Here is a 12831-nt window from a genome sequence, read left to right as displayed (position 1 = left end):
GCCATTATTCTGCAACTAGGCCCGCATCGACCAGAAATTCTCGCGCTACATCTGCTGGTTCGCGCTGGTTGCCGCTCACCTCGTAGTTGAGCTGACGCATGACCTCATCGTTGAGCAGGGGCGAAACCTGGTTGAGGGCCTCGGCGATCGCGGGGTTGGCATCCAGCGCCGCCTGGCTGACAATGGGTGCCACCTGGTAGGGCGGAAACAGCCCCTCGTCATCTTCGAGCACCACCAGGTTAAAGGCGCTGATTTCGCCATCGGTGCCAAAGGCCACGGCCACGTCGGCCTCGCCATCCACCAGACCCTTGTAGCGCAGGCCCGCATCAACGGCTTTGTATTCTTTGACAGAAAAATTGCCGTAGGCCGCTTGTAGGCCAGGTAGACCGTCTTCGCGCACCTCAAACTCGGGTGGCCCAATCAGCGTTAGGTTGCTGGCCTGGGCGGCGAAGTCAGAGATTGTGCGAATGCCCAGGGCATCGGCCTGCTCCTCGGTCATAGCCAGGGCCTGGGTGTTGTTCATGGGTGAGGGGTCGAGCCACACCAGGTTAAATTGCTCCTGGTAGGCCTGCTTGACGGTGTCGAAGACAGCCTGCTGGTCGCTGCTGACCGGCTGTTTGAGCACGGTGAGCAGCGCAGTGCCGGTATATTCGGGATAGAGGTCGATTTCGCCGCTTTCAATGGCAGCTTGAGCCACTGGAGTGCCCCCCAAGTTGAGCTTGCGCTCGACGGTTAGGCTGTTTTCTTCGAGCACCAGGGCATACATTTCGCCGATGATCAGCTGCTCGGTAAAGTCTTTTGAGCCAACGCTGACCACGTCACCGCCGCCACCGCCACCGCCGCAGGCCGCTGTCACCAGCGCTGTCGCCACCCCCAGGCAGGCCTGGCTAAACCACCGTCGAGTTAACGTCATAGGGTTAAAAAGGCTGAAAACTAGACAATTCTGGCATCGCGCCACTGTCCCCTGAGAATATCACAGGACTTTTAGGCGCGGTTTTTTGCAGGGCAATTCTTCCCTAGCGGGCAGAGATGAACGGCCCTGTTGTGCATAGCCCCGTCTAGGGCAAAGCCCAGAGCAATCGGGCGCAAAGGTTGGCGATCGCTGCGCAATGTGTAAGCCTGCTGCATCTCAGTAACGGCAACCGACTGGCAACAAATATCTGTACGGAAATTGCAGCTTGCGCATCTAGCACAATCACTTCAGGCCTTCCCAATCATCTTCTGTGACAATGGCGATACCAACATCGCCCAAGGTTCTAGCCTTTCCTGCGATCGCAGGAAAGGCCACACGCTGAGTAGGGTTAGCCGTAATGTCTTCCAAAATGGTGGCAATAACTCGCGCAGAGCTAATCTGAGGCTGTTCTGAGCGCCACTTCAATTGTCCGCCTTTGTAGATGGCTTCATAGCTTCGCAGCATAGTGCTTATCTTTTAGTCAGATCCGTCAAGAGAGGCCGCTTCAATAAAGATGCGGGTCACGTCTTGATGGGTGGTGCGAATGCTCTGCTCGATACGGCGTACCGCCGCTTCGATCTCATCGGCAGAGAGATGATCGCCAAATTCGATATTCATCGCCAGCATGATATCCCTAGGGCCTAGGTGCAGGGTAATCGGTGGCCCCATGTCAGAGACGGCATGGTCAGCCTTGACGAGGGTTTTGATGCTGTCTCGCACCGTTACAGAAGCGCTTTCCCCCATCAGTAAACTCTTAGTTTCGATGACCAACAGACTGGCGACTACGATGAGCAATAGCCCAATCAGGATGGAAGCAAGGCCGTCATAGACAGCGTTGTCGAACATTTGGGTGAGCATAATTCCGCCAAAGGCAATGGAAAGGCCGACCAGCGCAGCGGCATCTTCCACAATGACAATGAATGAGCTGGGATCTTTACTGTCGCGAATGGCCTGCCACAAACTAATCTCAACTTTGCGGGGATAGCTTTTGTTAAACTGCCGGATAGACACGGCTAGGGCTAAGCCCTCAAACACAGCAGCGGCGGCCAACACGATATAGCTGACCAAGGCATGGTCGCCGACCTCAGGGTGTTGAAAGCTATGCCACCCCTCATACATCGACACGCCACCCCCCAGGGCAAAAATCAGCACCGCAACCATCAGCGACCAAAAATACAGTTCTTGCCCACGACCCAGGGGAAATTCCTCGCTTGGCGGAGCTTCGCTTTGCTTGAGGCCATAGAGTAGCAGCAGCTCATTGACGGAATCGACCACGGAGTGGATGCCCTCTGACAGCATGGCCGAGCTGCCGCTGATTGCAGCACCGATAAACTTGGCAATGCCAATGGCGATATTGGCTCCTAATGCGGCATAGATTGAAACTTTGGATTCACCACCAGCCATGCTCGCCTTCTCATACACTTTCAACTCATTGTAGGGGCGTGCCCAGCTCAGCCAGAGGCTGTGGTGAATTTTGATGGGGATGACCTTGACCAAAAAGTAATCGTTTTAGAACTGAGGACTATACTGCTCCGCAGCAAAGATGAACTCTACGATGCTGCATCGGTTTTCGTTGAGGTAGGCCAAAATAAGAGGCAACCTGCCCCCGCTGCCGCTCCATGACACTAACCCCGCCCCAATGCTCTAACGCTCCCTTGAATGAGAACACTCGTAGGGTATATTCGCAACCAAAGCTCTATTTTGCGTAGGTGCAATTCCCCCTCTGGACAACGCACCACGAACCCGTGGCGATCGCTCAATACCGTCAGCGACCCCTTCAGCGTAGTGTCACCGGGCAAGTCTCTTATTCACAATGGCGATGCATCTTACCGCAGGGCTAATGCGATCGGTGGCTTTGTTAATGCGGTGCGTGACAACGCTTGTGCAACGGCATGACATTCGATTGCAAGGCCATGATTCGTTAATGCGGGAGCGTGATTCGTTAATGCATCGCCCTGCAACGTCAATGTATTGCCCCGCAATGCTAATACACACCTTCGCAAGGTTAATGCACAGCCTCGCAACGCTAATGCACCGGCTTGATATTTGATGTCGTCAATCGACAACGCCATTGTCATAAAGCGATTCGATATGTTGCACTCTCAAACCATCAATGCAGGGTTCAACAGGTTATGTTGCTTGTGGTTTCTTGAATGCGAGGTAATTCATCGTGAATTCTGGTACATAGATCGCACCATCGAAGCATGCCTGTGGCTACCCTAGGATAGCTTTGCCCACCGAGAAACCCTGCTATGAAACGCGCCCTTGCCGTTGCTCTGGCTCCCCTTTGCCTAGGACTTGCAACCACCCTGCCGCTGCCGACGTTAAATGGCTGCTCAATGCTGGCCTGGGCGCAAGAAACCCGTACCTACGGCAGCGATGGCAGCGATGGCCGCAGCGGGCGATCGGGGCGCGATGGCACCGCTGGGCCAAGCCAAACCACTGTGGCCGACGTCACCTCCGCCAGCTTTACCCTCACCGGCAGCGACGGCGAAGACGGTGAGAATGGCGAAAACGGTTATCACCCCCGCTGTGGTCGCCAGCCCCGCAACGTCGGTTACAATCTGCGCGCCCCCGACGGTGGCTCTGGTGGCGATGGGGGTAGCGGTGGTAGCGGTGGTAGCGGTGGCAATCTGACGGTTTACTATGGCGATCGCGCGGCCCTACAACGGCTATCGGTAGACGCTCGCGGCGGGCGCTTTGGGCGCGGCGGACGCGGCGGCAGCGGCACCATCGGCTGTCGCTGTGATCAGCGCGATTGGGAGATTCAGACCTGCACCGGCACCCCTGGCCAGGCTGACCATCAATGCCAAGCGAACCGTTACCGCTGCTACGATGGCCGCAGCGGCAGCAACGGTTCCTTTGGCCGCGACGGGGCAGCCGGTGCCGACGGCCAGCTGTGGATTGTCAACCAGCTAGAGCCGCTGCTGAGCGAAACCCCGGCCATGTCGGTAGGGCTGCAAACCTTGGCCAGCCAACCGGTGCGTCTTTCTCGAAATCTGTGGGCTGAGAAATCTGGAGCCAACGCCCTGCTAGCCCCTGGGTCGCGAGTCAACGACATCTACCGCGAATATACCGGACGTGTGGAAGGCGATGTCAGCCTCAACTGGCAGGCCCCCCGACCCCTGGGCAGCTTTGCGGGTGGCGATGTGCGTACCGAAATTCAACCCGACGGAGCGCTGACAGCCACTTTCCCCGACAGCCTCTGGGCCGACTACACCACCAGCCGCCAAGCCGGCCAGCTCACCATTACCGTCACCAATGCGGTGCGGGCCAGCGACGTTACTCGTCTGGCCTCGGGAGGGGTGCAGGGCAGCGGTGCCAACCTCAAGGCTGTGGTGCTCGATCTGGCCGGTGAGTCGACCTACCTGGCTACCCAGTTTCGCCTGACGCTGAGAACCACAGACGGCGACCCCAGGGACGATCGCCGCCTGCGCTACGTCACCGTTTACGACGATGTGGTGCCGGCGGAATTGGTGAGTCTGGCGGGCAACCGCTTTGAGCTGGCGTTAGGTCGCCTACCCATCGATCGCGGCCCTCTGACCCGTGGCAAGTACGCCCAGATGGAGATTACGGCGGTGCGATCGCTGGGAACCAACCGCGCTGAGCAGTCGCTTTCTTGGCAGGGACAGTTTTAGGGGAAGGTGGATGGGTAAAGGGATAGGGGGTGGATGGGTAAAGAGTGGGGGTGGCTGGCTGAGTTCAAAGGATTCGAAGAAATCTCTGTAAAGCTTTGCAGTAGAGGATGTAATCGCCCTTTAGGTAGCAGTTTGACCCGCCGCAGGTTGGCTATAGTAGCGGCGAGTGAACATCCTCGCTGGCAAAACACGGGTGAATAACGTATGACTATTTCCTTGGGGCGTCACTTGTGCGGTAACGCGGCGATCGCTACCCAGCAGGAATGGCTGGTCACCAACGGTGTCGGTGGCTATGGCAGCGGCACGGTGGCTGGGGTGCTTACCCGTCACTACCACGGGCTGCTGGTGGCGGCGCTCAAGCCGCCGCTGGAGCGCACCCTGCTGGTGACTAAAGTGGATGAAACCGCGACTTATTTAGGCCAGTCTCACGCGCTGTACTGCGATCGCTGGACCGATGGCACGCTGCAACCTGAGGGCTATTTATACCTGGAATCGTTTCGGTTGGAGGGCACCATCCCGATCTGGGTCTATGCGATCGCCGATGCTCGCCTCGAAAAGCGCGTCTGGATGGAGCCCGGAGCTAACACCACCTACGTGCGCTACACCGTCAGCCGCGCCAGCGCTCCTGTAGAACTCGCGCTGAAAGTCTTGGTTAACCACCGCCACCACCACCACAGCACCCAGGGCGAGGGTTGGCAAATGGCGATCGCAGACTGCCCCCAGGGCCTATGCATCCAGGCCAAAGGGAATGTGCAGCCCTTCTATTTGCTCAGCGAAACCGCCCCAGCTATACCCGCCCACACCTGGCACAAGGGCTACAGCCTCGCCGTCGAAACCTACCGGGGCATTCACCCCTACGACGACCACCTGCACGCGGCCACCTTTGCTCCTACCCTGGGCCAGGGCCAGTCATTTACCCTAGTGGCCACCACCGAGGCCGAAGCCGATCGCTCGGGGCAAAGTGCCCTGCTCCGCCGCTTGGCCCACGAGCAACATTTGACGACCCAGGGCAAGACGGCTCAACCCGACGACTCCCCGCCCGCCTGGGTAAGCCAGTTAGTCTTGGCTGCCGATCAGTTTATTGTCAGCCGTCCCATTACAGCACTTGAAGCTAACGACTCCACTGGGGCGAGGGATCTCGAAGGCACCCCCACCCCCCTCACATTGGGGGACTTTGCGCCTGTCGCCAGTCCGCAGGATGAGGTGAACCAGGAGATCCCCACTGCTTCCCAACCAGCAGATGAGGTGGCAGAAGGGGCTGACCTCACCCCTGCCAGCCCAGGCAAAACCGTAATTGCGGGCTACCCCTGGTTTGGCGACTGGGGCCGCGACACCATGATTGCCCTGCCAGGGCTAACCCTAACCACCGGACGTCCGGCCCTGGCTCGGCTGATTTTGCAGACCTTTGCCCGCTATCTCGATCAGGGCATGCTGCCCAACGCCTTTCCTGAGAATGGCCAAGTGCCTCACTACAACACTGTAGATGCCACCCTCTGGTACTTTGAGGCTCTGCGCGCTTACCATCAGGCCACCGCCGACACAGCGTTAATCGAAGACCTCTTTCCCCAGTTACAGGAGGTGATTACCTGGCACTGCAAAGGTACCCGCCACGGCATTCAGGTCGACGCCACCGATGGGCTGCTCTCCGCTGGGGAGCCTGGAGTGCAGCTCACCTGGATGGATGCCAAGGTGGGCGACTGGGTCGTCACCCCCCGCATAGGCAAGCCGGTGGAAGTCAACGCCCTGTGGTACAACGCTCTGCTGGTGATGGCCGATTTTGCGGGAATTTTGGGTCAGCCCGTCGGCCTGTTTCAAGAATTGGCCTCCCAAAGCCGTCAGGGGTTTCAGCGATTTTGGAGCGACGATTTGGGCTATTGCTACGACCTGCTGGACGGCCCCGACGGTGCTGATGCGGCCCTGCGGCCCAACCAAATTTTCGCCGTTTCCCTGCCCGATGCCGCTCTGGGAGAACCCTGCCTGAGCGCCGAGCAGCAGCGAGCGGTGGTGAATGTGGTGGCCCAGCGACTGCTGACCTCCCACGGGCTGCGATCGCTCGATCCGGCTCACCCTGACTATCGCGGCCACTACGGCGGCGACCTGGTGCAGCGCGACGGAGCCTACCACCAGGGCACCGTTTGGAGCTGGCTGATCGGGCCTTTTGTGCAGGCCCACTGGCAGGTCTACCAAGACGCAGACCTGGCCCACAGCTTTCTCGACCCGCTGATTCACCACCTGCACGGCGGCGGCTGCCTGGGCACCATCAGCGAAATTTTTGATGGTGACGCTCCGATGGCACCGCGCGGCACATTTGCCCAAGCTTGGTCGGTGGCCGAGGTGTTGCGGGTGAGCGCATTGCTCAGACCGTTGATGAAGGAGTAGGAGCAGGGTTTAGGGTTCAAGGTGTAGGGTACAAGGTCTTTCCTTAAACCCTGTACCTTGTACCTTTTCCCACCCTAAAGCGGGGCGTTGGCGCGATCGCAACTGCCCCCCAGCGCTTCGACCACCACGCAGGTATTCACTACCAGTACGTCCTGCATGGTTTCGGCAGCACTGCCGGGGCCGCCTGGTCCTTCCACAAAGAGAGGTTGTTCCGCTACGGTAACGCCCGCATCCTTGGCGACGGTTTCAATCAGCTGAGGGTTTGTGGTGGTTTCGGCAAAAATGGCGGGCACCTGGGCGGCCTTGACCTGCTCCACCAGTGCTGTAAGCGTACCGGGCGTCGGCTTTTCGTCGGTGCTGAGGCCGCTGAGCGCCCCCTTGACCTCAAAGCCGTAGGCATTGGCAAAGTAGCCAAAGGAATTGTGGGTTGTCACGAGCTGGCGCTGGTCGGCGGGTACGGTGGCCACCTGGGTCTGAATCCAGCGATCAATCCCTTCGAATTGGGTACCTAGACGGCTGGCATTCTCGGCATAGAGGTCGGCGTGGACGGGGTTAGTTTCAGCCAGGCGATCGGCAATCACCGAGATCATGGCGGCGTTGTGGGTAGCGCTATGCCAAATGTGCGGATCGGGCACTGAGTCGGCATCAGCGGTGGCGCTGTGGTCGTGGTCAAGGTTGTGCTCATCGCCTTCTGCATGAACGGCCTCATCGCTGTGGTCGTGGTCGTGGGCCTCGCCCATCAGCGGAGTTGGCACTGCCTGCTCGTAAACAGCTACCCGCGTTGCCTCAGTGGCGCTCTCTTCCACCATCTCGATTAGGGTCGGGGCAGAGCCGTAGCCGTCGTAGAGAATCAGGTCGGCCTGCTCTAGGGCCTGGCGATCGGAAGGTTTGACCTGGTAGGTGTGAGGATCGGTGCCGGGGTCGAGTAGGCAGGTGAGGGCGACGGTGGTTTCAGCGATTTGCTGGGTGAGATCGCAGAGCACGCTGGTCGTGGCGACGACCACCGGACTGTCCGCCTGGGCCACCGGGGCTTCAGCTTCGGATTCTGCAACTGGGCCACCGTTGCCGCTGCACCCGACTAGCCCTACTGCTAAGGCGATCGCAGCGCATCGCTGTCTTGCCCACAGCGACGCTGGCTGGGCCGTTCGGTGTAAAAACATTGCCTACTGTCTCCCAGAAATGGATAACTGTTTTAGTATGATAGTGATAATGGTTATCATTTCATGGGTGCCATGCTAGAGGTTCAAAACCTGTCTGTCAACTACCGGGGAATGCCGGCCCTAGAGAACATTTCTCTGTCCCTGGGGGCGGGAGAACTGGTGGGGTTGATTGGCCCCAACGGCGCGGGCAAAAGCACCCTAATTCAAGCGATGCTGGGGCTGGTGCCCTGTCGAGGGCAGGTGCTATTTCAGGGCGCGCCGCTGCGGCGACGGCGGCAGTCGGTGGCCTATGTGCCCCAGCGATCGCGCATCGACTGGGACTACCCGATCACCGCCGGGCAGGTGGCGATGATGGCGCAGTCGGCTCTAGCGGGCTGGTTTCGGCGGCCCAATCAGCGAGCACGGCAGCGGGTTACTGTGGCTCTAGAACGGGTGGATATGCTGCATTTGTGCGATCGCCCCATCGGTCAACTCTCTGGCGGCCAGCAGCAGCGCGTGTTCCTCGCCCGCGCCCTGGCTCAAAATGCCGACTTGCTGTTGCTGGATGAACCGTTTACCGGCATCGATAAAAAGACCGAAGCCCTGATGCTGGCGATCTTTGCCGAACTCCAGGCTGAGGGTAAAACCCTAGTGGTGTGCAGTCACGAGTGGGGCGATGCCCTGCACCGCTACGATCGCCTGTTGCTGCTCAATCGGCAGTTGCTGGCTGACGACACCCCCCAAGCCGTAATGACCTTCGACAACATTCAGCGGGCCTACGGTCAGGGGCCAGAACCCAGTGGGGCGATCGCCTCCTACGCCGATTTCTTCTGCTGATGCAGCAGGGGGGTTAAGCGTCATTGATACCCCGATAGATTATGAACGGAATGGGCAAATGTTGACCCGGTCAAACCTAGCGGTAGAGCAGCACCGGAATTTGGCTGCTGCGGAGCAGCTGCACCGTAGTGCTACCGATCACCAGGTGGCGAATGCGGCGATGGCCGTAGGCTCCCAGTATCAGCAGACTGATGTCGTGGTCGTCGATGTAGCGGGCGATCGCCTTCTCGGTCTCCCCGACCTGCAAACTGGCCTCGGGTTTAAGTCCCGACGCTTGCAGTATTGTCCTGGCCTCAGCCAGACACCGGGTTTTTTCCGCGTCGGACTCTGACCCTGCCACTGTCAGCAGGTGAATCTCTAGCTCTCGCAAACCTGGAGTATCCAGCAAAAACCGCAGCAGCTTCTGCCCGGTGGGGCTGCCGTCGTAGGCCACCAGCAGCCGCTCCATCGGCACCACGGTTTTGGGGGTGATCAGACAGGGTTTGTGGCCGCTGCGCACAATGCGATCGACGTTGGCCCCCAGGTGGCCCGAGGCAAAGTCGGCGGCTTCCCCTCGTTTGCCCATCACAACGAGGTCTACGTCAGCTTCGAGATCTTCCAAACAGTCCACCAAAAAGCCGGTTTTGTGGATCAGCTTGACGGTGGTGGCCCCGTGGGCGGCGATCGCCGCTTCAGCGTCAGCCAAAATCAGCTTGGCTTTTTGGTGGTTGAGCTTGGCTCGCTCGTGCTCTACCTCCACCAGCTGTTTTAGCAGGCTTTCGGCGGCCCCTAGACCAATGCTGCCGCTGAGATTACTGGCCTCGGCGGTGGCCTGGCCCCGCGAGTCGGTGACGTAGAGCACGTCAACATTGGCTCCTATGCCTTGGGCAAACCAGGCCGCGTAGGGGTAGCTGCTCTGGGCAAAGGTGGAGCCGTCAGTGCAGAGTAAAATTCGTTTCATGGGGTGACTAGTCCTGTAGGGCAGATGGCTGACTGTGGATGGCCAACTTGTTCACCAAGGTGGCGCTGGCTGCGTTGAGGCCCACCACCTCTACCTCGGCCCCGGCGCGGCGAAACTTGTTAACCACCTTGTCGAGGGCGGCGACGGCTCCTTGATCCCACAGGTGAGCATGGGTGAGGTCGATGGTGATGCGATCGACAAATTCTTCGAAGTCAAAGGCGTCGAGAAATTCTTCAATTGAGACAAAGAAAATTTGCCCTGACACGCTGTAGACGCGGTGCCTGTCGTCGTCGCGCAGCACCTTGTCCACAAACACTAGCTGAGCAATCTTTCGGCTAAAAAATACCGTGCTCATGACGATGCCCGTGGCCACCCCCAGAGCAAAGTTGCGAGTGAAGATGGTCACCAGCATGGTGGTCAGCATCACCGCCGTCTCGGTGCGGGGAATTTTGGCGATGTCGCGAAATGACGCCCAGCGGAAGGTGCCGATGGAGACCATGATCATGACCGCTACCAAAGCCGCCATGGGCATTTGCTGCACCCAGCGACTGAGCACCAAAATGGCAAACAGCAGAAACATGCCAGCACACAGGGTCGAGAGTCGGCCCCGCCCGCCCGACTGCACATTGATCACCGACTGGCCAATCATGCCGCAGCCGGCCATGCCGCCAAAGAAGCTGGTAATGATATTGGCGATGCCCTGGCCCTTGGCTTCGCGGTTTTTGTCGCTGGGGGTGTCGGTTAGCTCATCCACTAGCGAAGCGGTAAGAAATGAGGCCAGCAGCCCGACCACGGCCATGGTCAACGACGTCGGCAGCACAATCCGTAGGGTTTCGAGACTCCAGGGCACCTGGGGTAGGGCAAAGATAGGCAGCGTGGTGGGCAGCTCACCCATGTCACCGACGGTGGGCACGTCAATGCCCAGAAAAATTGCCGCCACCGTCATCACAAACAACGCCACCAGGGGCGAAGGCAACGCCTTAGTAAAGCGCGGCAGAATGTAGATGATCGCTAGAGACAGCGCCGTCATCACGTACACAGCAAAGGGTACATTCGTCAGCTGGGGCAGCTGCGCTAAGAAAATCAGCACCGCTAGGGCGTTGATATAGCCCACCATCACGGCGCGGGGTACGTAGCGCATCTGGCGGGCCAGCCGCAGCAACCCAAAGATCACTTGGAATACGCCGCACAGCAAGGTGGCCACGAGCAGGTACTCCAACCCGTAGTCGCGTACCAGGTCGATCATCAACAGGGCCATGGCCCCAGTGGCGGCGGAGATCGAGCCGGGTCTGCCGCCCAAAAACGCCGTGACCACAGCAATGATGAAGGAGGCATAGAGACCCACCTTGGGGTCAACTCCGGCAATGATCGAGAAGGCGATCGCCTCTGGAATTAGTGCCAGTCCTACCACCGCCCCAGCTAGCAGGTCAGCCCTGGGGTTAGACCACCAATCTCGTTTCAGAGCGCGCAAATTTAGCGATCGAAGATTGAAATTAGAATTGTTCAAGGAGTCTCCTAAAGCCTAGAAAAATAAACCTGGTTGGGCTAGGCAGAAAACTGGTTGCCTAACTCTCTTAGCCCTAAGCCTGATCGCTGTGGATGAGATCACAGGCCGATTGGGGTTAGGGTTGCTGGCAAAGTTGCGATGGGGAGATGGGCCGCGCGATGGTCAAAGACCGGTCCTCGGGGACCATCGCAGCCTGCTATCTCAATTTTTGAATGAATCTACTCTTGGGCTGGCAAGCTCCAACAGTCGCCTTCGGTCATGAAAGGCTGTTGAGGTGCTCAAGACGGCAGGTTCCCCAATCTATGGGGGACTGCCTGCTTGTCGATTGCCTTGGGGCTGACCGAGAAAGAGCGACATAGCTCGTGAGTAGATCTGCTTAATAGTTCTTTACTTAAGCCTATATAACGGCAAATCGGCGGCCCTGTCTAGGGGTAAATCAAAAAGAAATGGAGAAGATGATCGCTGCTCTCTGAATTGCTCGGATTCGAGAACAACTTATCGATCGCTTTATCGTTCGCCACGAGAGCGCCCGGCCACCTAAACCCTGGATATCGAATGCAAGTTAGCACTTTACCTATCTCGGGTGGCTACCACAGGGTAATGTCAGACCCACCGCGATCGCCCACATTAGCGCTCACCGATTGCAGGCCGGCGGTGTGCCACACATAGTCAACCCGCTGAAGGGGCCAGGATAGTTCTAGGAAGACGAATCGCGGTAGCTTGAAGAGGCCGCTTGTGGCACTGACATTTACCTGCTAACTGAGATGACACAATATACGCTTTACGGGCCAGCCCTCAGCACCTATGTGCGCACTGTCCGCATGATTTTGGCGGAGACCAACACGCCCTACGATCTTAAAGCGGTCGATATCTTCAGTGATCGCGACCCTGAGTACCTGGCTAAGCACCCCTTTGGCAAGGTGCCAACCCTGGAGGTAGATGGGGAAACACTCTACGAAACCTGCGCCATTGTGGAATATCTCGATACGGTGGTGGGCAATCGCGCCTTCACCCCCGCCGACCCCATGGGCCAGGCCCACATGCGCCAAATCATGGCGATCGTCGATAGCTACCTCTACGCCCCGGCCATCGGCGTGATCACCATTCAGCGGCTGATTGTACCCAGCCAGGGTGGGCAAGCCGACGAGGCCGCCGTGGCCGATGCGACACCCAAGGTCAAAACTGCCCTGGAAGCGATTGAGGCGATCGCCTCTAGCCCCTACCTGCTCGGCCCTACCATTACCCTGGCCGACTTCTATCTCATGCCGGTGATGCTCTATCTGTCGAAGACGCCAGAATTTGCCGCCGTCACCAGCGAAATTCCTCAGCTCAACGCCTGGTGGGCTTCAGTCAGTCATCGCCCCAGCTTCTTAGAGGTGATTTCCTAGGGCGGCATTCCTTTAGAAAAGTCAGGTAGGGGCGCAGCATGCCGCTCCCCT

At 58.6% G+C, this 12831-nt stretch carries 11 protein-coding genes; 4 read left to right on the top strand and 7 right to left on the bottom strand.

The features are described 5' to 3' along the window. Positions 1-4 precede the first annotated feature (4 nt). From H6F57_RS19670 to H6F57_RS19655, 4 genes are all read right to left on the bottom strand, one after another. Positions 5-913, bottom strand: a complete 909-nt coding sequence (locus H6F57_RS19670) for a glycine betaine ABC transporter substrate-binding protein (protein WP_190626763.1) — start codon at positions 911-913, stop codon at positions 5-7. 282 nt (positions 914-1195) lie between these two features. Next, a complete protein-coding gene (locus H6F57_RS19665) occupies positions 1196-1417 on the bottom strand; it encodes a hypothetical protein (RefSeq protein ID WP_190626761.1) in 222 nt (73 codons plus the stop codon). 12 nt (positions 1418-1429) lie between these two features. Next, on the bottom strand, positions 1430-2356 hold the full coding sequence (locus H6F57_RS19660; protein WP_190626887.1) for a cation diffusion facilitator family transporter: 927 nt from the start codon (positions 2354-2356) through the stop codon (positions 1430-1432). 422 nt (positions 2357-2778) lie between these two features. Beyond that, entirely contained in the window at positions 2779-3030 is a 252-nt protein-coding gene (locus H6F57_RS19655) for a hypothetical protein (protein ID WP_190626760.1), read from the bottom strand. Between the two features lie 174 nt (positions 3031-3204). Between H6F57_RS19655 and H6F57_RS19650 the strand changes: the two genes are divergently transcribed. Then, complete coding sequence (locus tag H6F57_RS19650) at positions 3205-4590, top strand: collagen-like protein (RefSeq protein ID WP_190626758.1); 1386 nt, start codon at positions 3205-3207, stop codon at positions 4588-4590. A 204-nt stretch (positions 4591-4794) separates the two neighbouring features. Then, on the top strand, positions 4795-6969 hold the full coding sequence (locus tag H6F57_RS19645) for an amylo-alpha-1,6-glucosidase (RefSeq protein ID WP_190626756.1): 2175 nt from the start codon (positions 4795-4797) through the stop codon (positions 6967-6969). Between the two features lie 74 nt (positions 6970-7043). On the opposite strand, the gene H6F57_RS19640 is transcribed toward H6F57_RS19645, so the two are convergent. Next, a complete protein-coding gene (locus tag H6F57_RS19640) occupies positions 7044-8129 on the bottom strand; it encodes a metal ABC transporter substrate-binding protein (protein WP_190626754.1) in 1086 nt (361 codons plus the stop codon). 72 nt (positions 8130-8201) lie between these two features. Between H6F57_RS19640 and H6F57_RS19635 the strand changes: the two genes are divergently transcribed. Continuing rightward, positions 8202-8945, top strand: a complete 744-nt coding sequence (locus H6F57_RS19635; RefSeq protein WP_190626752.1) for an ABC transporter ATP-binding protein — start codon at positions 8202-8204, stop codon at positions 8943-8945. A 76-nt stretch (positions 8946-9021) separates the two neighbouring features. Here the strand turns inward: H6F57_RS19635 and H6F57_RS19630 are convergent, their stop codons facing one another. Together H6F57_RS19630 and H6F57_RS19625 are read right to left on the bottom strand one after the other, a co-directional pair. Next, complete coding sequence (locus H6F57_RS19630; protein ID WP_190626750.1) at positions 9022-9885, bottom strand: universal stress protein; 864 nt, start codon at positions 9883-9885, stop codon at positions 9022-9024. A gap of 7 nt (positions 9886-9892) precedes the next feature. Continuing rightward, positions 9893-11392 (bottom strand): SulP family inorganic anion transporter, encoded by a 1500-nt coding sequence (locus tag H6F57_RS19625; RefSeq protein WP_190626748.1) that lies wholly within the window; start codon positions 11390-11392, stop codon positions 9893-9895. Between the two features lie 764 nt (positions 11393-12156). On the opposite strand from H6F57_RS19625, the gene H6F57_RS19620 reads away from it, so the two are divergent. Continuing rightward, positions 12157-12780, top strand: coding sequence for a glutathione S-transferase family protein (locus H6F57_RS19620; RefSeq protein WP_190626747.1), 624 nt, complete (start codon positions 12157-12159; stop codon positions 12778-12780). Positions 12781-12831 lie beyond the last annotated feature (51 nt).

Origin of the sequence: Leptolyngbya sp. FACHB-60 (assembly GCF_014695775.1) — a bacterium.
GTDB lineage: Bacteria > Cyanobacteriota > Cyanobacteriia > Phormidesmidales > Phormidesmidaceae > Nodosilinea.
Note: the sequence above shows the minus strand (reverse complement) of the source record. Positions and strands in the feature narration are given on the sequence as shown.

Excerpts from the sequence above, each read along its gene's own strand:
- H6F57_RS19670 (WP_190626763.1), bottom strand. The coding sequence starts at position 913 with ATGACGTTAACTCGACGGTGGTTTAGCCAGGCCTGCCTGGGGGTGGCG.
- H6F57_RS19665 (WP_190626761.1), bottom strand. The coding sequence starts at position 1,417 with ATGCTGCGAAGCTATGAAGCCATCTACAAAGGCGGACAATTGAAGTGG.
- H6F57_RS19660 (WP_190626887.1), bottom strand. The coding sequence starts at position 2,356 with ATGGCTGGTGGTGAATCCAAAGTTTCAATCTATGCCGCATTAGGAGCC.
- H6F57_RS19655 (WP_190626760.1), bottom strand. The coding sequence starts at position 3,030 with ATGACAATGGCGTTGTCGATTGACGACATCAAATATCAAGCCGGTGCA.
- H6F57_RS19650 (WP_190626758.1), top strand. The coding sequence starts at position 3,205 with ATGAAACGCGCCCTTGCCGTTGCTCTGGCTCCCCTTTGCCTAGGACTT.
- H6F57_RS19645 (WP_190626756.1), top strand. The coding sequence starts at position 4,795 with ATGACTATTTCCTTGGGGCGTCACTTGTGCGGTAACGCGGCGATCGCT.
- H6F57_RS19640 (WP_190626754.1), bottom strand. The coding sequence starts at position 8,129 with ATGTTTTTACACCGAACGGCCCAGCCAGCGTCGCTGTGGGCAAGACAG.
- H6F57_RS19635 (WP_190626752.1), top strand. The coding sequence starts at position 8,202 with ATGCTAGAGGTTCAAAACCTGTCTGTCAACTACCGGGGAATGCCGGCC.
- H6F57_RS19630 (WP_190626750.1), bottom strand. The coding sequence starts at position 9,885 with ATGAAACGAATTTTACTCTGCACTGACGGCTCCACCTTTGCCCAGAGC.
- H6F57_RS19620 (WP_190626747.1), top strand. The coding sequence starts at position 12,157 with ATGACACAATATACGCTTTACGGGCCAGCCCTCAGCACCTATGTGCGC.